The sequence below is a fragment of the Ruegeria sp. CF8 genome, assembly GCF_056537285.1.
On record NZ_JBQFRG010000003.1, the window covers coordinates 459,005 to 481,425 of the forward strand.

The following is a 22,421-nucleotide window of genomic DNA, read 5'->3' on the forward strand; positions in this document are numbered from 1 at the left end:
TCAATCTTGATTGACAACTTGAGTCGATGCAAGAAAAACGCGCGCTATTCGCCGTCTTGTTTTTCCTGAATTCCCAGCTTGTGCAACTTGACGTATAGACTTTGGCGCGACAGGCCCAACATTTCGGCAGCGGCAGCCCGGTTATTGCCCGTTAGCTCAATCGCCGTCTCAATGCACATGCGCTCGATCACATCCGTGGTCTGGGACACGATTTCCTTGAGATGCGCCGAACCCACCAGATCAACCACGTCCCCACCCGCCAGATTCTGACGATTGTTGACCGGCGCCCGCATCGCCTCGGACCGCGTTGCGTCCCGGATCACAAATGCGACGGATGGATTAGAGCGGCTGTTCAAATAGGAAACCGAGACCTCGGCAGCTGTCCAAACGCCCACGTCGTTGCAAAACTTGGTCGCATATACGGACATGCGACCTGATTTCATTGCATTATCAAGCAGTACATTCAGGTCAATCTGACCGCGCGACATGTATTCAGCCAGGCTGGTTCCCCGCACGTCTACGTGATGGGCAAAATCGACGAGCCTGAGAAATGCTTCATTTGCCGACTGAATGACACCCTTGCTATCCGTGAAAACAATCGCCTCAGTCCCCGTCCGGAACAGCCGAGCCAGATTGTCCGACAGCTGATCGCTGGCGTGTTCTTCCGTTGTGCCAGATTCCAGACGACAGATCAGCAAACGCTCCCCGCCGGCCCGGAAACTAATCGGCGTTATCGTTATGTCACTGCGCGTACGCTTGGCCTGAATGGTCACCTCAGCGTCGACCTCTGAAAGCGCCAGAGCCAAAATGTTCTGAACAAATTCGGAACGTCCGCGATCCTTGAATTCATTTGCAAAGGGCTGGCCCTGAAGCTGGTCTTTAGCAGCCCCTAACAGATGCGCGGCCGCATCGTTCAAATCGCGAATACGCCCATCTGTGACCGACACCAACGCAAAAGCGTCACGCGTGACCGACATCAGCATGCGGTAGCGCGCGTCAAACTCACGCCGCTCCTCATAGCCTTGCTCCAACGCCAGTTGGGCCTGAACCAATTGCTGTTGAGTTTCAGCGACTTGTCGCAAATCACGCCCAAGCATCAGGATGGCAGGCTCGCTGTGTCCGACCGGATGTATCGAATATCGAACCGGATATTGCCAAGCCATTTTGTCCCGATGGTTCAATTCGACCTGCTGAATACTGGCGCTCTCGGCAGTCTGCTTGAGTATGCGGTCCAGCTTGGGAAGGCACTCCTCGGTCAAATAGTCTGTCAGATTGTTGCCAACCCAATGATCCAGATCGCCGTAAGGGGCACCGTTTTCGCTGACCAACGCGGCCATGACCACGCCCTCTGCATCTATGATCAATGCTATATCTGACGCTTCAGAAAGAACGCCTGCTAAGAACTCTGGTTCGATCATTGGCAGTGCGGCGATCTGCCAAGGGTTCGGCTTGCCCGACGTCATGTCATTGAGCCGCGAGAGGACCCGCACGATCCTTGGCGTTCGCCAGTCCGGCAAGCGCAACTTCGAAGTTGGATGTGGTAATATCCGCGCCTGTTCCTGTTGATGTCAACTTCACCTGCTTCTCTATTGCCCCGCCAATAACCAGCCTTGGCGGCCGGTTTATTTCTGACCGAATACGTGTGATCAAACGTACCGCATTGTCAAGAGCCTGGGTTCCAGCACAGGAGATCAGCGCAGCATCAAACCGCCCCCGCCGAATGCATGATACCACTTCCTTTTGTTTGGCTCCGGCGATCAACTGAACGGAACATCCCATGCGGCGCAACTGCGACGTCATCACGACTGATCCGATCATGTGCTGCTCACCAGGTGCTATAGCGACAAGGATCGTGGGCTGCCCAGTACGACGCGGGCGCATGTCCCAGTTATCTGACAAGGCCTTGCACAGTGCATAGAGACGCGAAGACGCAAATGTTACCGTCGCGAAACTCGCTTCATCATCCACCCACATCTGACCAGCGCGACGAGCGGCTTCAGGGATGCATACGTCAATAATCTCGGACGATGACACACCAGTTTCCCTCAAGAAATCAATTGCCGTTTCTTGAGAAAAGTCTCCGTCGTACATCACCTCGGCAAACAGCCAATCTGTCACCTCATTGAGATCCAGCAACGACGGGTTCTGTGACTGCGAGTCAAGGGAACTCAAGACCTGCTTCGCAAACGCTTCAAGCTGGTTTTGATCCAGTGGTCGATTGCCTTGAAATGGATCGACAGGTGGCATCGGAGTATCCAATCCTTGCTAAAGGGCTGCGACTGGAATCGTTATTGGGGTGGTTAACTGACCTCGGATCAGTCTGGTTCAAGTGGACGGATTTGTCAAACTTAGTAGACATATTGTGGATATCTCCATCCGGAATGAACACGGAACTTTATATTATCATTTAATTTCAATAATATAATTCAGCATCCAAGTTGCAAATCCAGAAAGTCGTGGATTCTCTTCAACTTTTCCAGAGTGTAAGTTTTAATTGACACTTTCCAATCCAGCCCTCTACGCTGGTGTAGAAGTTCAGGAGGGAGGCCACCATGGCGCGACCAGCCATGAGTACGCCTGGAACGCACCAGCTTTACACACCGGACCAACTGGCGCGCCGGGACAGCACATATTGGACGACCGTTCAGGGCATCCTGGCACCGCTGCAATTTGCGGTGTTTCTTGTCTCGCTTGGGTTGGTGCTGCGCTACCTTGCAACCGGTGAGGGATACACGATCGCCACCGTTTCGATTGTCCTGAAAACGCTCGTTCTGTACCTAATTATGGTCACCGGTGCGATCTGGGAAAAGGTCGTGTTCGGGCAGTACCTGCTGGCCCCTGCCTTCTTCTGGGAAGACGTTTTCAGCTTTCTGGTCATCGCCCTGCACACGGCGTATTTGGTTGCCCTTTCAACAGGTTGGCTAACACCGACACAACTGATGCTGCTGACCTTGGCCGCGTATCTGGCGTATGTGATCAACGCTGGGCAGTTCCTTTGGAAGCTCCGCCGCGCGCGGTTGCAGATGCAGGCCCGCGCATGAATACCGCTGCTCCCATATCCACGGGCTGCACCCAGACGCCGCTGCTGCGTGAGCGTGGCCAGCACGAGGTTTTCTGCGGTCTGACATCAATTATCTGGCTGCACCGGATGATGCCGGATTCCTTCTTTCTGGTGGTCGGCTCGCGCACCTGCGCGCATCTGCTGCAAAGCGCCGCCGGCGTCATGATCTTCGCCGAGCCGCGCTTTGGCACAGCGATTCTTGAAGAGACTGATCTGGCCGGCATGGCCGACGCGCAGCAAGAGATCGACCGCGAAGTTGACCGTTTACTGTCAAGACGGGCTGACATTCGCCGATTGTTCCTTGTTGGCTCTTGCCCGTCCGAGGTGATTAAGCTGGATCTTGCCAAAGCGGCTGAACGGCTGAACGCGCGCTATGCGCCAAAGATCCGGGTGCTGAACTTCACCGGCTCGGGGATCGAGACCACTTTTACGCAGGGCGAAGACAGTTGCCTGGCCGCGATGGTTGCGGCGATGCCCAACAGCGACGCAGCGCAGCTGGTCGTCGCCGGGGGTCTGCCGGACGTTGTTCAGGATCAGATGCTGGACCTGCTGTCGAAGATCGGTGTGTCGAACGTCCGGCTGCTCCCCAATCGCTCCAGCGACCAAGAGTTCGGGATTGGACCGAATACTCAGGTGGCCTTTGTGCAGCCCTTCCTGGGTGAGACCCACGACATTCTGGTGCGCCGGGGCGCACAACCAATCCGCGCGCCGTTCCCTTTGGGTGAGCAGGGTACAACTGCATGGCTGCATGCCGTTGCTGCCCGCTTCGGTATTTCGGCAGATCATGTGGACGCGGTCACGCAGTCCGCGCGCCTGCGGGCACAAAAGGCGATTGCGCAAGCCTCGGAACCGCTCAGAGGGAAGCGCGTTTTCCTGATGCCTGACAGTCAGTTAGAGGTTCCGCTGGCGCGTTTCCTGTCTCGTGAATGCGGCATGGAACTGGTTGAGGTCGGAACACCCTATCTGCACCGCGATCTGGTCGGCCAAGACCTTGCTGAAATCCAAAACGGTCCAACCCTGTCCGAAGGCCAAGATGTCGAAAAACAACTCGACCGGGTGCGCGCTGCGCAGCCCGATCTGACGGTTTGCGGCTTAGGACTTGCCAACCCGCTCGAAGCCGAAGGGCTGGCGACCAAATGGGCCATCGAGTTGGTCTTCTCGCCCATCCATTTCTACGAACAAGCCGGTGATCTGGCTGGTCTGTTTGCCCGCCCACTGCGTCGGCGCAGCCTTTTGGGGGTGGCGGCAGAATGAAGCTTTCGGTGTGGACATATGAAGGCCCGCCCCATGTGGGGGCCATGCGCGTCGCAACGGCGATGACCGGGCTGCATTATGTTCTGCACGCTCCGCAAGGCGACACCTACGCCGATCTGTTGTTCACCATGATCGAACGTCGCAATCACCGCCCGCCGGTGACCTATACGACGTTCCAGGCGCGTGATTTGGGGTCTGACACTGCCAAGTTGTTCCGTGACGCCTGTCAGGCTGCGTATGACAGATTCCAGCCACAGGCTATGATCGTTGGCGCCTCCTGCACCGCCGAGTTGATCCAGGACGATCCCGGCGGGTTGGGCGAAGCCTTGGGACTGCCCGTTCCGGTGATCCCGCTGGAACTGCCCAGCTATCAGCGGAAAGAGAACTTCGGTGCGGATGAGACCTTTCTACAAATCGTGCGTTGCCTCGCCAAACCGACCGAACGCACGAAACGCGTGTCATGCAACCTGATCGGTGCCACCGCGCTGGGTTTCCGACATCGCGATGATATCACCGAAATCACAGCCCTACTGAATGATATGGGCGTCGAAGTTAATGTTACTGCCCCTTTTGGCGCGACACCGTCCGACATTACGCGCTTGGGGGCCGCACATTTCAACGTGCTGATGTATCCCGAAACCGGTGAAAGCGCCTGTCGCTGGATGGAACGGAACCTCGGCCAACCCTATACACGCATTATTCCCATCGGCGTCGGTGCGACAAAGGAGTTCGTCAATGAAGTGGCCGCGCTCGCCGGATGCGCACTGAGCCTGGATACCGACCGGCTGCGCCTGCCGTGGTACTCGGCCAGTGTCGACAGCACCTATTTGACTGGCAAGCGCGTCTTCCTGTTTGGCGATGGCACCCATGTCGCTGCCGCCACTCGCATCGCGCGCGAGGAAATGGGGTTCGAAGTCGTCGGCATCGGTTGTTTCAACCGCGAAATGGCCCGCTCGATCCGCGCGCTGGCCAAGGAGATCGGTGTCGAAGCGCTGATCACTGATGACTACCTTGAGGTCGAGGCACGGATTTCGGACCTCGCGCCTGAACTGATACTCGGCACGCAGATGGAACGCCACATCGGCAAGCGTCTGGGCATTCCCTGTGCCGTCATCTCAGCTCCGGTTCATGTACAGGACTTCCCCGCCCGCTATTCGCCGCAAATGGGTATCGAAGGCGCTAACGTGATCTTTGACACTTGGGTACATCCGCTGGTCATGGGGCTGGAGGAACACCTGCTGCACATGTTCCGCGAAGACCCCGAATTCAACGACGCCGCCGGCCCCTCGCATCATGCCCATGGAGCCAAGCAGGTTGCAGAAATAGCGGATTCCACCGGCGCCCATATCATCTGGCTGGATGACGCCGAGCGTGAGCTGCGCAAAGTCCCCTTCTTCGTGCGCGGCAAGGCGCGGCGCAATACGGAAGCGTTTGCCGAGGCGCGGGGCGAATCCGAAATCTCCGTCGAAACACTTTACGAGGCCAAGGCCCACTATGCGCGATGACAGCCAGACATATCGGCCCTATCGCATCGCGATCGTGACGCTGGACAGCCACGCCGCCGGTCCGTGTGATCGGGTTCTGGCGCGACTACAATCCGATTTTCCCGGCTTGGAACTTGAAGTGTTTGCCGCTGCGGAATGGGGCGAAGACCCGACTGCGCTTGAAGCCGCGCGACAGGGTGTCGCCAAGGCCGATCTCGTCATCGCCAATCTTCTGTTCCTTGAAGAACATATCAACGCAATCCTGCCCGCGCTTCAGGCCCGGCGCGACAGTTGCGACGCGATGATCGGCATCATTGCCGATGCGCAGATCGTCAAGCTGACCCGCATGGGCGCGCTGGATATGGCCGCGCCAACCTCAGGCGCTCTGAAACTGCTGCGTAGGCTGCGGGGCTCGTCCAAGCCATCCTCCGATACCGGCCAGCGCAAGATGAAAATCCTGCGCCGCCTGCCGCAGATCCTGAAATTCATCCCCGGCAAGGCTCAGGACTTGCGCGCTTGGTTCATCACCATGCAGTACTGGCTTGGCAGTTCTGACGACAATATGGAGGCGATGGTTCGTTTCCTAATCAGCCGCTACGCTGACAGGCCGGAATGGCAGAACGCGGAGGCTCCGGACCCGCGCGAGTATCCCGATGCGGGTCTGTATCACCCGGACTTGCCCCAGCGTATCACCACTGATGTGGAGGACCTGCCTGCTCCTCGCAAACCGCGTGCGACCGTGGGTGTTCTGATGATGCGGTCCTATGTGCTCAGCTCTGACACCGCGCATTATGATGCGGTTATCCGTTCCCTTGAAGCCAAGGGCTTGCGGGTGATCCCGGCCTTCGCAGGCGGGTTGGATGCGCGGCCTGCCGTCGACCAGTTCTTTCAAAAGGATGGTGCTCGCAAGATTGACGCTCTGTTGTCGCTGACCGGTTTCTCGCTTGTGGGCGGTCCGGCTTACAATGATAATGAAAACGCGATCAAGGTTTTGGAAAACCTTGATATTCCTTACGTATCGGCACACCCGCTTGAGTTCCAAACTCTGGATCAATGGGCCGCGTCTCCGCAAGGGCTTGGGCCGATTGAAACCACTATGCTGATCGCCCTGCCCGAGTTGGATGGCGCAACCGTTCCCACCGTTTTCGCCGGTCGCCACGGGCCAAATGGCTGCACTGGCTGTTCTCTGAACTGCAAAACCATCACCAGCAAAGCCATGGCCCCCTGCCCCGAGCGGATTGAGGTTTTGGCCGCCCGTATGGCTCGGTTAGCTGCGCTGCGCAAATCCCGCGCGGCCGAGCGCAAGCTGGCAATTGTTCTCTTCGGCTTCCCACCCAATGCCGGGGCCGCTGGAACCGCCGCACATCTGGATGTCTTCGCGTCTCTGCTGAACACGATGCGGGCGTTGAAGGCCGATGGCTATGATCTCGAGCCGCCCGAAACGGTCGAAGACCTGCGCGAAGCTGTGTTGGGCGGCAGCGCCGAGATTTACGGGCAAGAGGCCAACGTCGCTGCCAAGATCAGCGCCGATGACATCGTGCGCGATACGCCATGGCTGGATGAGATTGAGGCAAGTTGGGGACCCGCCCCCGGTCGGGTTCAGACGGATGGGCGCGACGTTTTTGTTCTGGGGCGTCAGTTCGGCAATATCTTCGTCGGTCTGCAACCGGGCTTCGGATACGAGGGCGACCCAATGCGCCTGCTGTTCGAACACGGCTTTGCCCCGACCCACGCCTTTGCTCAGTTCTACCTATGGCTCCGCAACAGCTTCGGTGCGGATGCCGTACTGCACTTCGGTATGCACGGCGCGTTGGAATTCATGCCGGGTAAACAAACTGGTCTCAGCGGCGCGGACTGGCCAGATCGCCTCATCGGAGACCTGCCGAACATCTACCTCTACGCCGCAAACAACCCGTCCGAGGCCACTCTGGCCAAGCGCCGGTCTGGCGCGGTGACCGTCAGCCACCTGACTCCGCCGCTTTCCTGCGCGGGGCTGTACAAAGGATTGGCTGAACTGAAAGACAGCCTCAGCCGCTGGCGCGCCCTGCCCCCGAATGCACCCGACCGCGCGGATCTTGAAACGCTGATTGCGGATCAGGCCGAGGCCGTGGATCTGGACGGACAAGACCCAGCGGCCCTGTGGCATACCCTGCTGGATACCGAAGGCGCGTTGATCCCGGAAGGTCTGCATGTGGTCGGCCAACCGATGGCTGAGCACGAGCGCTCAGACTATCTGGACCTGCTCGATCTGGACACGACAGGTCGCGCCGAAATGGACGCGGCGCTGTCCCGAGAGACCGAACTCCCCGCCCTGCTGCGAGCGCTGCAAGGTCGATTTACACCACCTGTTCCCGGCGGCGATCTGCTGCGCAACCCCGATATTCTACCCACAGGTCGTAACATCCATGCCTTCGATCCGTTCCGGATGCCCACAGCCTATGCCTGCCAAGACGGTGCGAAACAGGCGGAACTGCTGCTGAAAACCCATGATACCCTGCCGCGCAGCGTGGCCCTGGTGCTGTGGGGCAGCGACAACATCAAATCCGATGGCGGCCCCATCGGGCAGGCACTGGCCCTGATGGGCGCAAAACCCCGGTTTGACAGCTTTGGCCGTCTGTCCGGGGCGGACCTGATCCCTCTATCGGAACTGGGCCGTCCCCGGATCGACGTGGTGATGACCCTTTCGGGTATTTTCCGCGACCTGCTGCCCCTGCAAACCCGCCTGCTGGCCGAGGCCGCGCTGAAGGCCGCACAAGCCGATGAGCCGCTGGACCAGAACTTCATCCGCGCGCATTCACTTGCCTATGCCGAGCGCATGAATGTGTGCTTGGAAGAGGCCGCCCTCCGCGTCTTCTCGAATGCCGAAGGGGCCTATGGCTCGAACGTCAATCAACTGGTCGACAGTCTGGCCTTCGTGGACGAGGACGAATTGGCCGACGCCTACGAGGCCCGCAAGGGTTTCGCCTATGACACCAAGGGCAAAGCGCAAAAGAACACCGATCTGCTGCAACAAACGATGAAAGACGTCGAGGTTGCGTATCAGAACCTCGAATCCGTCGAGTTAGGCGTCACCACCGTTGACCACTATTTCGATACTCTGGGCGGTATTTCCCGCGCCGTGCGCCGGGCACGGGGTTCGGATGTAGCGGTCTATATCAGCGATCAGACACGGGGCGATGGCAAAGTGCGCACCTTGGCCGATCAAGTGGCGCTGGAGACACGGTCCCGCTCGCTGAACCCGAAATTCTACGAAGGATTATTGAAGCACGGCGCCGAGGGCGTTCGCCAGATCGAGGCGCATGTGACCAACACACTGGGCTGGTCGGCCACCACCGGTCAGGTGGAACCTTGGGTGTATCAGCGCATCTCGGAAACTTTCGTGCTGGATGAAGACATGCGCAACCGGCTGGCCGATCTGAACCCGGTCGCCTCCAGCCGCATGGCCAACCGCCTGCTCGAGGCCAGCGATCGCGCCTATTGGCAACCCGATGCGGAAACCCTCGACGCGCTGCAACGCGCGGCAGACGCGCTGGAAGACCGGATGGAAGGGATTGCCGCGGAATGAGGAACACATCATGAGCCCATTGGACAAAAACCCTCCAAACCTGACTGGCCTTGATGGTGAAGGCTCGGTTCAAGTGCATCAGGACCCGACTGCGCGGATAGAAGGGGCCAAGGTTTTCTCGGTCTACGGCAAGGGCGGGATCGGGAAATCCACCACAAGTTCGAACCTGGCAGCCGCGTTCTCGACTTTGGGCAAAAGGGTGCTGCAGATCGGTTGCGACCCGAAACATGACAGCACCTTTACCCTGACCGGGTCCCTGGTGCCGACCGTGATCGACATTCTGAAAGAGGTCGATTTCCACCCCGAAGAGCTGCGCCCAGAGGATTTCGTATTCGAAGGCTGGGGCGGCGTGCAATGTGTCGAGGCCGGTGGTCCTCCGGCAGGCACAGGGTGCGGCGGGTACGTGGTTGGGCAGACCGTGAAGCTGCTGAAGCAGCATCACATGCTGGACGACACCGATGTGGTGATCTTTGACGTGTTGGGCGACGTGGTCTGCGGCGGGTTCGCTGCGCCGCTTCAACATGCCGACCGGGCGGTGATTGTCACTGCGAACGACTTTGACTCGATCTATGCGATGAACCGGATCATCGCTGCTGTTCAGGCGAAATCCGCCAATTACAAAGTCCGTCTGGCCGGGTGCGTCGCCAATCGCAGCCGCGACACGGATGAGGTGGACCGCTTCTGCGATCAGGTCGGCTTCAAGCGCATCGCGCATATGCCCGATGTCGACGCCATCCGCCGTTCGCGCCTGAAGAAGAAAACCCTGTTCGAGATGGATGATGACGAGGACATCGTCCGCTGCCGTGCTGAATATGTCCGGCTGGCTGAGACGCTTTGGAACGGGACTGAGGCATTGGCGCCTGAACCTCTGCCAGACCGGGAAATCTTTGAGCTGTTGGGGTTTGACTGATGACCTATGAAGCCACACGCGCTCGGGTCGAAACCTATTTCGACCGTACCGCCACCCGCACGTGGGAGCGGCTGACCAGCGATGCGCCTGTTTCAAAGATCCGCCAGACTGTGCGCGAAGGCCGCGATCAGATGCGCAACCGCCTGTTGGAGGGGTTGCCCGCAGATCTGACCGGACGTCGTGTTCTGGATGCAGGCTGTGGCACTGGCCAATTGACCGAAATCCTTGCTGCACGTGGGGCCGAGGTGGTGGCCATCGACATTTCCCCTGCCCTGATCGACATCGCCCGAGCGCGCTTGCCCGCGGCGCTGCAGGACCAAGTCGATTTCCACGCGGGCGACATGCTGCATGAGCCCAATGGCCCGTTTGATCAAGTCTTCGCCATGGACAGCCTGATCTACTATGACGCCGACCATATCCGTGACGCGGTGGATCGCTTCGCAGGTCACGGCGCAAACGTCCGGTTTACCGTGGCTCCGCGCACGCCTCTGCTGGCCGCCATGTGGTACGCAGGCAAGGTTTTTCCAAAAAATGACCGCTCGCCAACTATGGTGCCCCACAACACCAAGGTGCTGACCCGTAGGCTCGATGATGCCGGAACGGTCCGCGATCTGGGTCGCGTTAATTGCGGCTTTTACATCTCTCACGCGCTGGAGGTTGCTTTATGAGCCAGCGCCCCTCGCCCTTCACCCGGATACCGGTCGAGTTCCTGCCCTTCGCAGATGCCGCCAGTGCGGACCTGCCGATGGGCCAGTTGCTGCGGCTGTCGCTATTCCAAGTGTCGGTCGGGATGGCCTCGGTCATGTTGCTGGGCACGCTGAACCGTGTGATGATTGTCGAGTTGGGCGTGGCCGCTACGGTCGTTGCGATCATGATCGCCCTGCCGGTCCTGATTGCACCCTTCCGCGCTCTTCTGGGCTTCCGCAGTGACACCCATCGCAGCGCGATAGGATGGAAACGCATCCCGTACCTGTGGTTCGGCTCGATCTGGCAGATGGGCGGGCTGGCTGTGATGCCGTTCGCACTGCTGGTGTTGGGCGGCCATTCCACGCTGCATGTCCCCTACGCCGGTGAGGCGCTGGCGGCGATTTCTTTCCTGATGGCGGGTTTGGGCATCCACATGACCCAAACCGCCGGGCTGGCATTGGCCTGTGACCGGGCCACACCCGAGACGCGGCCCAAGGTCGTCGCCCTGCTTTACGTGATGTTCCTGATTGGCATGGGGGCTTCGGCCCTGATCGTTGGCTGGCTGCTGCGCGATTTCTCAGACCTGCGCCTGATCCGCGTGGTTCAGGGCGCGGCAGTGGTTGGCATGGTACTGAACCTGATCGCCCTCTGGCGGCAGGAAAAAGTCCGCCCCATGAGCGCCGAAGAACGTGCAGCGCCTCGCCCCCGGTTCAGCGATGCCTGGTCCGATCTGCTAAGCGGAGGTCAAGTTGGGCGCCTGCTGGCGGTCGTCTTCCTGGGCACCATGGCTTTCAACATGCAGGACGTGCTGCTTGAGCCTTATGGCGGTGAAATTCTTGGCCTTTCGGTCTCGTCCACGACCGTTCTGACGGCCATGTGGGCCACTGGAGCACTCGCAGGGTATGGGCTGTCCGCGCGCCTCCTCGGGCTGGGTCGCGATCCGATCCGCCTCTCCTGCGGTGGCATCCTGGTCGGGATCGCCGCGTTCAGCGCCGTGATCTTCTCGGCCCCGATGCAGGCCCCGCTGTTGTTCTTCACCGGCGCCGGGCTGATCGGCTTTGGCGGGGGTATCTTCGCCGTTTGCACTCTGATCTCAACCATGTCCCTGCCAGAACAGGGCTTTGCCGGGCGTGGCTTGGCCTTGGGGGCATGGGGTGCTGCGCAAGCAACCGCCTCGGGGCTTGCTATCGCCCTTGGCGGCGCACTGCGTGACATCGTCAACATACAAGCGCTGCAGGGCAACCTCGGCACCGCACTGAATTCGAACGCGACGGGTTATTCCGTCGTCTACCACACTGAAATCGCTTTGCTTTTCATCACACTCATCGTGCTTGGGCCGCTGGCGACGCGCAAACGTCGGGCGACTGGCCCAACCGGTCTGCCGGAGTTCCCGGCATGATGCGCAAAACACTGAATGAAAGGATCACGGCATGACCCAGACCTTTTTCGGAGAATTCGACCTCGCCAGCCTGTCGATCTGGCTTTTCTGGGTCTTTTTCGCCCTTCTGATCTTCTACATCCAACGGGAAAACATGCGCGAGGGTTTTCCTCTGGTCGATGACGACGGTGAGGAAGCGCCCAATCAGGGTCTGTTCCCGGTCCCGGATGACAAGACCTTCAAACTGCCCCACGGACGCGGAGAGTTGACTGTTCCCAGCGGCCAACGCGGTGATCGCGATGATCTGGCACTGGAACGCACAAACGCCGCTGGAGGGTATCCGTTCGAGCCCACCGGCAACCCGATGGTCGACGGTGTGGGGCCCGCCGCCTGGGCTCCGCGACGCGATATTCCGGAACTGGACGGCCATGGACACCTCAAACTGCAGCCAATGCGCAAACTTGAGGCATTCTCGCACGCCGCAGGCCGAGACCCGCGCGGCAAACCCGTTGTGACCGGCGACAATCAGGCCGTCGGCACCGTCACCGATATGTGGGTCGACGTACCTGAGCAACTGGTCCGCTATCTCGAATACGAACTGGACGCGGAACATGGCGGCGGCACCCGGCTGGTGCCTTTGACCATGGCGCGCATCTGGTCAAACCGGGTCAAGGTCCGCTCGATCTTTGCCGAGCATGTCAAGGACGTGCCGCAGATCGCGAACCCCGATCAGGTCACCCTGCTCGAGGAAGAGAAAATCAGCGCCTACTACGCCGGCGGCACGCTTTACGCCAGCGAAGCCCGACAAGAGCCGCAGATCTAAGGACAGGAGCCACCCGCATGTCACATGACGATTTCGCAGTCGAACCGGTGCCGGGCCTGCCGGAACGCCCGCCCGAGGGTGAGGTGATCCTTTGGCAGGGTCGCCCGCACTGGTGGGCGCTTGCGAAATCCTCTGTCAGTGTCTTGTGGATTGCGGGCTATTTTGCGGTCCTGACGCTCTGGCGCTTTGTGTCGGTGGTGGACCTGATGCCATTGGATCTGGCCTTTGCCGCGTCGCTGCCCTTCGTGATCCTTGGGGCCGTAACCTGCGCGCTTCTCGTCCTGTTTTCGGTCATTCAGGCCCGGTGCACGATGTACACGCTGACCAACCGTCGCGTCGCCATGCGGATCGGGGCCGCGCTGACCATCACGCTGAACCTGCCATACTCGAAAATCGCCAGCGCCGATCTGGATTTGCGCAAGGATGGCACCGGGACAATTGCCCTGACACTGCAAGGTCCGACGCGGTTCAGCTATCTGCTCTGCTGGCCCCATGTGCGGCCGTGGCGTTTCAACACCCAGCCTGCCCTGCGCTGCATCCCAGATGCGGAAAACGTCGCGCGCATCTTCGCAGATGCCGCCGAGGCGCAGGTCAGCATCCCGCGCGTCGAGCGCACCATGAACCCAATCGCGGCGGAATAGGAGAACGGCATGACCGATACCCAATCCCATAGCCAAGACCGCGAGTTGATCCCGCGCGCGCTGCTTCGGGCCATGGGGCTGTTGGTTTGTGCTGTTCTGGCCATCGTCACCTATGCCCGCATCGCCGATGTGCCACTTTCGGCGACGCCTCCGGCGGCCGAAATTACGCATGAGCGTGCGATGATCCTGATCAGCGATGGCGTCAGCGGTGCCGTCAGCGTGCTGTCGCCCGAAGGTGCAGTCATTGCCCGGCTGGACGCCACCCAGGGCGGCTTTGTCGCCGGTGTTGCCCGGGTCATCGACCGCAATCGCGCGCAGGCCGATCTGCCTGCACACACCCCCGTCATCGTAACGCGCCGCGCCAACGGCCGTCTCGATATTACCGATCCCGCAACGGGATGGAGCGCCGACCTCATGGGATTTGGCGCTGATAATGCCAGTCGTTTCGCCAGACTTCTGGACCAACCTTGAAAGGAAGCCAACATGGGACTTTTGACAAAAGACTTTGAACGCGCGCCCTGCACAGTCGAGGTGAGCCACAAATTCGAGAGCCTGCACGCCCATGTAAGGTTCGACAACGGTGCCGTGATCTATCCCGGCGACGAAGTGCAGGTGAAAGGCCCAGAAATCATGGCCCCGTTCGGTGAGATCGTCATCGAACAGCGCGAAGCGACGATCATACGCGCCAGCCTGCTCGAACGTCTCTGGACCCGCCTTACGGGCGATTTCGAAGTGATGGAGCTGTGCGAATTCTCCTTCTCTGAGGAGGTCACGCTATGAACATGCAATCCAAACACACCGCCGACGCCACCACGGTCGAAGAGGGCCTGGCCATCGCAGCCGAACAGGACGCGATCTATAACGACGAAATGGCGACCGAGACGGCGATGCAGAACACCCTGCTGACTCCACGCTTTTATACTACTGACTTTGATGAGCTGGATGCCATTGATGTCTCCTCGGTGCGCGAGGACTGGGACGGGCTGATCGCCCAGATGCTCTCGGACCCCAACAAGGGGCATTTCAAGAAGAACGAGGATTGGGACCAGATCGACTGGGGCGGAATGGAGCCGCAGTTGAAGAAAGAGTTCATCGACTTCCTGATCTCGTCCTGTACCGCCGAATTCTCGGGTTGTGTGCTGTACAAAGAGATGAAGCGGCGTGGGAACAACAAGGACATCACCCAGCTGTTCCAACTGATGGCTCGGGATGAGGCGCGCCATGCGGGTTTCATCAACGATGCGCTGCGCGAGGCCGGGCTACGGGTGAATCTGGGCTTCCTGACCCAGAAGAAGAAATACACCTACTTCCGGCCCAAATTCATCTACTACGCCACTTACCTGTCGGAAAAGATCGGCTACGCCCGCTACATAACTATCTTCCGGCATCTTCAGGCCAACCCCGAACATCGGTTCCACCCGATCTTCAAGTGGTTCGAAGAGTGGTGCAATGACGAGTTCAGCCATGGCGAGGCGTTTGCTTTGCTGATGAAGACCGACCCAAAGCTGACCTCGGGCGTCAATGTGCTGTGGATCAAGTTCTTCCTGACCGCCGTCTACGCGACCATGTTCGTGCGCGACCATCAGCGGCCCGCCTTCCATGAGGCATTGGGCGTCGATCCGGATTGGTATGCCCACGCGGTGTTCGAGAAGACCAGCGAGCTCAGCAAGCAGATCTTCCCGATCACGCTGGATATCGACGATCCACGCTGGCTCAAGAACTGCCGTGCGCTGTATCAGGCCAACGCAGACATTGCCAAGGCGAAGGAACGCGGTGGCATCGCGGGTAAGGTCGCTCAGCTTTGGGGTTCGCTCCGCGCTGGTCGCGCCTTTGCCGCGCTGTATTTCATCCCTGCGAAAAAGCATCAAGTTCCGGCTCAAACAAGATTGGAGCCCTGCTACTGATGACCCTCGCCCCCTGGATCGCCGCGCCTATTGCGCTTTTCCTCTGGTGGTTCTCCACCGGGGCGATCCTGTGGGTTGTCCGCCGTAGCGCGGGCGGACGCAACCGCACTGCGCTGTGCTCCTTGCCCGTACTCATCGCAGGGCTGGCCGGGTTCTGGCTGTCGCTGGGCGATGGCAGTACCGGCTCGATCTATCTGGGTTTCACAAGCGCTCTGGCGATTTGGGGCTGGATCGAGTTGGCCTTCCTATGCGGTATGATCACCGGCCCAAACGCCTATCCATGCCCCACCGACGCGCCATTATGGGAGCGTTTTATCCGCGCCTGGGGCACCATTGCTTATCACGAGATGCTATTGGTCCTGATAACTATCGTGCTGGCGCTGATCAGTTGGAACCAGCCCAACACTGTCGGCGCTTGGTGCTTCGGCATCCTTTTCTCCGCCCGCATCTCGGCCAAGCTGAACCTGTTTTTCGGCGTGCCGAAGTTCAATACCGAGTTTCTGCCCGACCACCTGGCGCACTTGCCCAGCCACTTCCGCATCGCCCGGATGAACTGGTTTTTTCCCATTTCCGTATCGCTGCTGTCCGTCGCCGTCGCCCTGTTCATGGCGCGCGCCGGACATGCCGCGACTGACCCGATCAAGACAACGCAAATCTTGTTGGCCAGCCTCACTGCGCTGGCCTTACTGGAACACTGGTTGCTGGTTCTGCCGCTGCCCGACGCCAAGCTGTGGCGCTGGATGCTGCCGGACCCGAAACCGCTCACCATGAATACCGAAAGGGAGGGACGTCATGGAATTTGACAAGATGTTCAACGCGCAGCTGGATCAGCTGAAAAAGGAAGGCAATTACCGGATCTTTGCCGAGCTTGAACGGCTCTGCGGCGCGTTCCCGACCGCGAAATCCCACGTAGAAGACAGCCCTGACAAGGTCACTGTCTGGTGTTCCAACGATTATCTTGGCATGGGTCAGAACCCGAAAGTACGCGAGGTGATGAAAGACGTCATCGACAGCTGCGGCGTCGGTGCTGGCGGTACGCGCAATATCTCGGGCACCAACCACCATCACGTTCGGCTTGAGGCGGAACTGGCCGACCTGCATGGCAAAGAGGCTGCTCTGGTTTTCACCTCGGGCTATGTGTCAAACTGGGCGTCGCTGTCGACCCTGGGCAGCCGCCTGCCGGATGCGGTGATCCTGAGTGATGAACTGAACCACGCCTCGATGATCGAAGGTATCCGCCATTCGCGGGCCAAGAAAGTCATCTGGAAGCACAACGATCCCGAAGACCTCGATCGCAAGCTGGCGGCACTCCCTGTCAACAGCACCAAGATCGTGGCCTTTGAATCCGTTTATTCGATGGATGGCGATATCTGCCCGATGAAAGAAATCGTCGAGGTGTCCGAGAAGCACGGCGCACTGACCTATTTGGACGAGGTCCACGCCGTCGGCCTATACGGTCCGCGCGGCGGCGGCATCAGCGAACGCGAAGGGCTGGCAGATCGCATCACCCTGATCGAAGGCACGTTGGGCAAGGCCTACGGCTGTGTCGGCGGCTATGTCACCGGGTCCGAGGCGCTGTGTGATTTCCTGCGCAGCTTCTCAAGCGGGTTTATCTTCACGACCGCCCTGCCGCCGGCGGTTGCGGCGGCGGCGACAACCAGCATTCGGCATCTGAAAACCAGTAGTGCTGAACGTTTGGCCCAGCGGCGCCAAGTGAAGCGTCTGCGCGACAAGCTCAACGCCTATGGCATCCCGCATATGGACAACCCCAGCCACATTATCCCGGTGATGATCAAGGACCCGGTCAAATGCCGGATGCTGTCCGATATCCTGATGCGCGACTACGGCATCTACGTGCAACCGATCAACTATCCGACCGTCCCGAAAGGAACTGAGCGGTTGCGGTTTACACCGTCGCCCTTGCACAGCGATGACGATATCGACCGCCTGGTCGAGGCGTTGATGGTACTTTGGAAGCAGTGTGCTTTGGCGCACGCGGTTGCCTGATCTCATTGTGTGCAAAATTGACTTTGAGACTGATGCTCTAACTTAAAAGAACTTCGGAGGAGGAAATACAGATGAAAAGAATCCTGTCTGCCGGCGCAGCACTGGCTGTTTTCGCGGGCCCCGTTTTTGCCGAGGGGGACGCTGAGAAAGGCGCAAAAAATTTCAATAAATGCAAAGCCTGCCATGTCATTGTCGATGACGCTGGCGAAGAAATTGTAAAAGGCGGCAAGACCGGGCCCAACCTGTATGGTGTCGTGGGTCGGACTGCCGGAACGTATGAAGGCTTCAACTACTCGGACTCGATGGTCGCGGCAGGAGAAGCCGGTCTGGTCTGGGAAGAGGCAGACTTTACCGCTTATGTGGCTGATCCGTCCAAATTCCTGAAGGAATACCTCGACGACACCAGCGCGCGTGGAAAAATGACTTTTAAACTGCGCAAAGAAGATGAGGCCGCCAACATCTGGGCCTATCTGAACTCGGTCGGCCCTCAGACCTAACGGGCAGCAGGGAAAGAGATGACCTTTGTCTCGCGAGCGTAAAGCCCGCGGACAACATCTGCGATATCCCGCGCGGTCATTCCCGCATCTTCATACATCTCACTCGGCGCGGCCTGCTCGATAAACCTATCGGGCAGCGTGGCCGTACGCATCTTCAGGCCCCGATCCAAAGCGCCCGAATTCGCCAGATGTGACAGGACATGAGCGCTGAACCCGCCCTGCGCGCCCTGTTCCACCGTGACGATAGCACTGTGGCGGGCCGCCAGTTCAGCCAATAGCTCGGTGTCGATTGGCTTGGCGAATCTTGCATCTGCAATCGTTGGTTGGTGCCCTTCATCAGCCAGCATATCTGCCGCCGCCATACACTCGGCAAGATGTGCGCCCAGTGAGAGGATGGCCACGTCCTCGCCTTCGCGAACGATCCGCCCTTTGCCAATGGGAAGGATCTCTCCGCGTTCGGGAAGCTCTACGCCCACCCCTGCCCCACGCGGGAAGCGAACAGCCGACGGCCCATCATCATGGGACAGCGAAGTTGCAATCATGTGGCGCAGCTCAGCCTCATCCGACGGGGCCATGACCACGAATCCAGGTAGGCTACACAGATAGGTCAAATCGAAAGCCCCTGCATGGGTCGCACCGTCAGCCCCGACAAGGCCCGCGCGGTCAATCGCAAAGCGGACCGGCAACCCCTGTAAAGCAACGTCATGTACTACTTGGTCATACCCGCGCTGTAGGAAGGTCGAATAAATGGCGCAGACGGGCTTTAGACCACTGGCCGCCATCCCGGCCGCAAAAGTGACGGCGTGTTGTTCGGCGATGCCGACATCGAATACACGGCCAGGGAACCGTTCAGCCATCGTTTTGACCCCGGTCCCGGCAGGCATTGCAGCGGTCACCGCAACGATAGACGGATCTCGGCTGGCCTCGTCTGTCAGGGTGTCGCCAAACACCGAGGTATAACTGGGCGCGTTGGCCTTAGCTTTGTTCATTGCCCCTGTTGAGACATCGAACTTGGACACGCCATGATACTTATCTGCGCTATTCTCGGCTGGGGCATAGCCTTTGCCTTTGACGGTCACACAGTGGATAAGGACCGGCCCGGTCGCGCGCGTCCTCGCGGCGCGCAACACGGGCAAGAGCTGGTCCATGTCATGCCCATCGATGGGACCGATATAGTCGAAACCCAATTCCTCGAACAGCGTACCTGCGCCCGGCAGCCCCGACACCAGCTGTCGCGCCCGGCGCATTCCGGCACGCACCGGTGGAGGCATGGCGGCCTCGAACCCTTCGGACAGGGATTGCATCCGAGCCAGCGGCTCCGAGGCATAGAGCCGCGACAGATAGGTCGACATTGCACCGACTGGCGGAGCGATGCTCATCTCGTTGTCATTCAGGATCACGAATAACCGCCGCCCTTCACAACCCGCGTTGTTCAGCGCTTCATAAGCCATACCGGCACTGATCGAGCCATCTCCAATCACCGCAATCGCATCCCCTGTTGGCATGCCCATATCGCGACCAATCGTGAACCCTAACGCTGCGCTGATCGAAGTAGAACTATGCGCTGCTCCGAATGGATCAAACACGGACTCTGAGCGTTTGGTAAAACCGCTTAGCCCATCCTTTTGGCGCAAGGTCCGCATCCTGTCGCGCCGCCCGGTCAAAACCTTATGCGGATAACACTGGTGGCCCACATCCCAGATCAGCTTGTCCATTGGCGTATTAAACACAGCATGCAATGCAACAGTCAGTTCAACCACGCCCAGCGAAGACCCCAGATGCCCGCCGGTTTCCGAAACAATGTCGATCACTTCATCCCGCAATTCATCGGCGATCAGTGCAAGCTCTTCATCGCTGAGCATCCGCAGATCAGCTGGCCCGGCAACGCGGTCCAACAGCGGTGTATCTGGGTGTGTCATAGCCTTACTCCGGTCAGTCGACCGGCGATCTGCACGGTACCGAACGCACGTCCGTGCAGATCACCAGCCAGATGTTCTGTCGCCACAGAACAGTTGCGAGGCATTTTGTGCCCCATGCGCGGACCGGGGAAGCCACCAGGTCCGTGCTGCGTAAGGGCGTCAGCCGGTCATGGGGAGACGGCTGGCCCTATTCGTACTCTGGCACCTCTGACGTCGTCAGTTCCGGCCAATCCGCGATCATGTTCATGCCTTGTAAGGGCTGCTGATAGCCCTTGTGGCAGGTCCGGCACGCCGCTTTGGGCGCGTCCTGATGGATCGGCCCCAGTCGCTCTTCCGGGTAAAGCTCGCCCAGCGGCACCAGGTAATCGTTGTTCAACTCCTGCACCATTGCGATGCCAAGGCTGGCGGTGGCCCATTGCGGGGTGACCTCGGCCGTGTCGTAGAAGGCGCGGCTGTTGTGGCAGAACACGCAATTCACTCCCAAGGAGTTGTCGATGTAGTTCATCAGTGAATAGGTGCGTTCGGTGTCCTGAATGGACCGGAAGCCTTCGTCTGCGGGCGAACCGGCAACGCGGGATTCCAAATCATGAACACCGATGATTCCGTAGTCCAGAAGGTAGGTTTCCAGTGCATCTGATGGCAGCGATGTTGACTGGCTTTGCACCGTCGCACGGTTCTGTACCGCACCCCATCCCGTCATCGCATCGACGACTGGAGTGATGCGGAACCAGATGTCGCTGGGTACGTTCTGACCTCGGTGACAGGTATAACAGTTCACGCCGACCTCTTTGTTGGCGTTCACATGCCCATCCCAGTTTTCATTGATGTTCTGGGTCATCTCGATCATGCGCCGGGAAACCAGTTTGGTGTAGAGATTATCCTCGCCATAGGTTTCCAGATCCCCATCGCCATGGCAGTAAGCGCAGCCTTGCTCGGGCGAGACCCAGAAGGTCATCGCCGTCATCAGGCGATTAAAGTTGTCCTCAGTCAGATCACCAAGCACCTGCACGTTTTCGTAGATATCCCGGGCCAGAACGTCGCCAGGCTGCGGGGGATAGGGTTCTTCGGTCAGGTATTCTTCGATTGTTGGATCGGGACGTTCGGCATCCTTGATGAATTCTGTCACCGACATGCCGGTTCCGCGCGGGCCGGTCTGGATGCTTTTGGTGGCAAAGGGCTGGCCAAAAGCCACCAGCATCGCAGCGATGAAGATAGCGCCGCCCAATGCGCCAATCAAAATAGCAGGACCAAAGACATCCGTCGGGTTTTCTCTGTTCCACTTATCGAACCACTTGGGAAGCATCTCAGTTCTCCTGCCCTATGAAGCCTTCGTAGGTGCCAAAGGCTTCGTACCCAAACGACCCGTCATAGGCGGGGGCGAAGTTGTGTTCCTGTGCCCAGATGAACCAGTTGTCGACCACCGTGCCGGTCAGCAGGATGCCAATTCCACCGGTGATCGGGGTAAGCACCGCAAACCACCAGGCCCAGCGGTGGATACCCTCCATCGTGGCATTGAATCCCATCGTCCAGCGCCAAAACAGCGCCGCACGTTCCGAGGCGGTACCGCGATCCACGATCTGCTCCAACTCGCGGTCGCCGCCAAATCGCGTGACTGCCAGAATTGTTGCTCCATGCATGGCAAAAAGCAGGACGGAGCCATAGAGGAATACAATCGAGAGACAGTGGAACGGATTATAATACAGGTTGCCGTAGCGGATCGAGAACGCAGTTGTCCAATCCAGGTGAGGAAAGATGCCATAAGGCACCGCTTCGGACCACGACCCCATCAGGATTGGACGGAAAAGACCCAGCACTAAGAACAGCCAGATGGCTGAGGCAAAGGCCCAGGCCACATGCTTGCCCATCTTGTGTTCCGCCGCCAGCGCGTAGGTGCGCAACCACCAGGACAAGACCGAGACCAGCAAGAAAAAACTGGCGATGATATACCAGCCGCCGTCACTCAACGGCGGGATTGTAAGACCATACTCCGGGCTGGGCGGCTCAAGCGCCAACCAGAAGCCTTGGCGCAGAAACTCTGAAATAGACCAGTTGACCTGCGCCAGCATATTCAGACCGATGATATTGAGCCATAGGATGCCCGTCGCAATGCTGACAACACCGAAGGTGCCCAGGTAAATTGGCCCAAGTTGCGCGTTGCCAAGCCAGCCCACGAGTTTCGAGAAGAACGGCTTGCCGATACGCTCACGGCCCATCCGACGGTTGTCATCCATGCCCCATTCAGGCTCGCCCTGGACCTGCACTTGGGAAAAAATGTTCTGATACTCAATCAT

Annotated in this window: 20 protein-coding genes; 15 read left to right on the top strand and 5 right to left on the bottom strand. The window is 59.1% G+C overall.

Annotation, left to right across the window (positions count from 1 at the left end; translation table 11 throughout):
• Positions 1-44: 44 nt before the first annotated feature.
• On the bottom strand, positions 45-1,463 hold the full coding sequence (gene ppsR, locus ACR0EV_RS10200) for a transcriptional regulator PpsR (protein WP_171668515.1): 1,419 nt from the start codon (positions 1,461-1,463) through the stop codon (positions 45-47).
• Position 1,464: 1 nt separating this feature from the next.
• Positions 1,465-2,247 carry a cobalamin B12-binding domain-containing protein gene (locus ACR0EV_RS10205; protein WP_480799979.1) on the bottom strand — a complete coding sequence of 261 codons (783 nt, stop codon included), beginning with the start codon at positions 2,245-2,247 and terminating at the stop codon, positions 1,465-1,467.
• Between the two features lie 305 nt (positions 2,248-2,552).
• On the opposite strand from ACR0EV_RS10205, the gene bchF reads away from it, so the two are divergent.
• The 15 genes from bchF to ACR0EV_RS10280 all read left to right on the top strand — a co-directional run bounded on the left by bchF (position 2,553) and on the right by ACR0EV_RS10280 (position 18,211).
• Positions 2,553-3,041: a 2-vinyl bacteriochlorophyllide hydratase gene (bchF, locus tag ACR0EV_RS10210; RefSeq protein ID WP_171668517.1), complete on the top strand. Its 489-nt coding sequence runs from the start codon at positions 2,553-2,555 to the stop codon at positions 3,039-3,041.
• The gene (locus tag ACR0EV_RS10215; protein ID WP_171668518.1) at positions 3,038-4,315 is read left to right on the top strand and encodes a ferredoxin:protochlorophyllide reductase (ATP-dependent) subunit N; all 1,278 of its coding nucleotides are present in this window, start codon (positions 3,038-3,040) and stop codon (positions 4,313-4,315) included. Before bchF ends, ACR0EV_RS10215 begins: the two co-directional genes overlap by 4 nt.
• The gene (gene bchB / locus ACR0EV_RS10220; protein ID WP_480799980.1) at positions 4,312-5,820 is read left to right on the top strand and encodes a ferredoxin:protochlorophyllide reductase (ATP-dependent) subunit B; all 1,509 of its coding nucleotides are present in this window, start codon (positions 4,312-4,314) and stop codon (positions 5,818-5,820) included. The genes ACR0EV_RS10215 and bchB overlap by 4 nt, the downstream gene beginning before the upstream one ends.
• Positions 5,810-9,364, top strand: coding sequence for a magnesium chelatase subunit H (locus ACR0EV_RS10225; RefSeq protein WP_480799981.1), 3,555 nt, complete (start codon positions 5,810-5,812; stop codon positions 9,362-9,364). The genes bchB and ACR0EV_RS10225 overlap by 11 nt, the downstream gene beginning before the upstream one ends.
• 10 nt (positions 9,365-9,374) lie before the next feature.
• On the top strand, positions 9,375-10,274 hold the full coding sequence (gene bchL / locus ACR0EV_RS10230; RefSeq protein WP_480799982.1) for a ferredoxin:protochlorophyllide reductase (ATP-dependent) iron-sulfur ATP-binding protein: 900 nt from the start codon (positions 9,375-9,377) through the stop codon (positions 10,272-10,274).
• On the top strand, positions 10,274-10,942 hold the full coding sequence (bchM, locus tag ACR0EV_RS10235; protein ID WP_171668522.1) for a magnesium protoporphyrin IX methyltransferase: 669 nt from the start codon (positions 10,274-10,276) through the stop codon (positions 10,940-10,942). Before bchL ends, bchM begins: the two co-directional genes overlap by 1 nt.
• Positions 10,939-12,360, top strand: a complete 1,422-nt coding sequence (locus tag ACR0EV_RS10240; protein WP_480799983.1) for a PucC family protein — start codon at positions 10,939-10,941, stop codon at positions 12,358-12,360. The genes bchM and ACR0EV_RS10240 overlap by 4 nt, the downstream gene beginning before the upstream one ends.
• Before the next feature lie 31 nt (positions 12,361-12,391).
• Positions 12,392-13,162: a photosynthetic reaction center subunit H gene (gene puhA, locus ACR0EV_RS10245; protein ID WP_171668524.1), complete on the top strand. Its 771-nt coding sequence runs from the start codon at positions 12,392-12,394 to the stop codon at positions 13,160-13,162.
• Positions 13,163-13,179: 17 nt separating this feature from the next.
• A complete protein-coding gene (puhB, locus tag ACR0EV_RS10250; protein WP_171668525.1) occupies positions 13,180-13,803 on the top strand; it encodes a photosynthetic complex putative assembly protein PuhB in 624 nt (207 codons plus the stop codon).
• Between the two features lie 9 nt (positions 13,804-13,812).
• Positions 13,813-14,274, top strand: coding sequence for a photosynthetic complex assembly protein PuhC (gene puhC, locus ACR0EV_RS10255; protein WP_475215354.1), 462 nt, complete (start codon positions 13,813-13,815; stop codon positions 14,272-14,274).
• 12 nt (positions 14,275-14,286) lie between these two features.
• Positions 14,287-14,583: a hypothetical protein gene (locus ACR0EV_RS10260; RefSeq protein WP_171327865.1), complete on the top strand. Its 297-nt coding sequence runs from the start codon at positions 14,287-14,289 to the stop codon at positions 14,581-14,583.
• Complete coding sequence (gene acsF, locus ACR0EV_RS10265; RefSeq protein ID WP_480799984.1) at positions 14,580-15,707, top strand: magnesium-protoporphyrin IX monomethyl ester (oxidative) cyclase; 1,128 nt, start codon at positions 14,580-14,582, stop codon at positions 15,705-15,707. Before ACR0EV_RS10260 ends, acsF begins: the two co-directional genes overlap by 4 nt.
• Entirely contained in the window at positions 15,707-16,510 is an 804-nt protein-coding gene (gene puhE, locus ACR0EV_RS10270) for a putative photosynthetic complex assembly protein PuhE (RefSeq protein WP_171668528.1), read from the top strand. The genes acsF and puhE overlap by 1 nt, the downstream gene beginning before the upstream one ends.
• Complete coding sequence (gene hemA / locus ACR0EV_RS10275; RefSeq protein WP_475215352.1) at positions 16,500-17,714, top strand: 5-aminolevulinate synthase; 1,215 nt, start codon at positions 16,500-16,502, stop codon at positions 17,712-17,714. The genes puhE and hemA overlap by 11 nt, the downstream gene beginning before the upstream one ends.
• 71 nt (positions 17,715-17,785) lie before the next feature.
• Positions 17,786-18,211 (top strand): c-type cytochrome, encoded by a 426-nt coding sequence (locus ACR0EV_RS10280; RefSeq protein WP_171668530.1) that lies wholly within the window; start codon positions 17,786-17,788, stop codon positions 18,209-18,211.
• On the opposite strand, the gene dxs is transcribed toward ACR0EV_RS10280, so the two are convergent.
• The 3 genes from dxs to pufM all read right to left on the bottom strand — a co-directional run bounded on the left by dxs (position 18,208) and on the right by pufM (position 22,421).
• Positions 18,208-20,130 (bottom strand): 1-deoxy-D-xylulose-5-phosphate synthase, encoded by a 1,923-nt coding sequence (gene dxs / locus ACR0EV_RS10285; protein ID WP_475215350.1) that lies wholly within the window; start codon positions 20,128-20,130, stop codon positions 18,208-18,210. The two genes, ACR0EV_RS10280 and dxs, sit on opposite strands and share 4 nt — an antisense overlap.
• 187 nt (positions 20,131-20,317) lie before the next feature.
• Entirely contained in the window at positions 20,318-21,433 is a 1,116-nt protein-coding gene (gene pufC, locus ACR0EV_RS10290; RefSeq protein WP_171668532.1) for a photosynthetic reaction center cytochrome PufC, read from the bottom strand.
• Position 21,434: 1 nt separating this feature from the next.
• Positions 21,435-22,421 (bottom strand): photosynthetic reaction center subunit M, encoded by a 987-nt coding sequence (pufM, locus tag ACR0EV_RS10295; RefSeq protein WP_480799985.1) that lies wholly within the window; start codon positions 22,419-22,421, stop codon positions 21,435-21,437.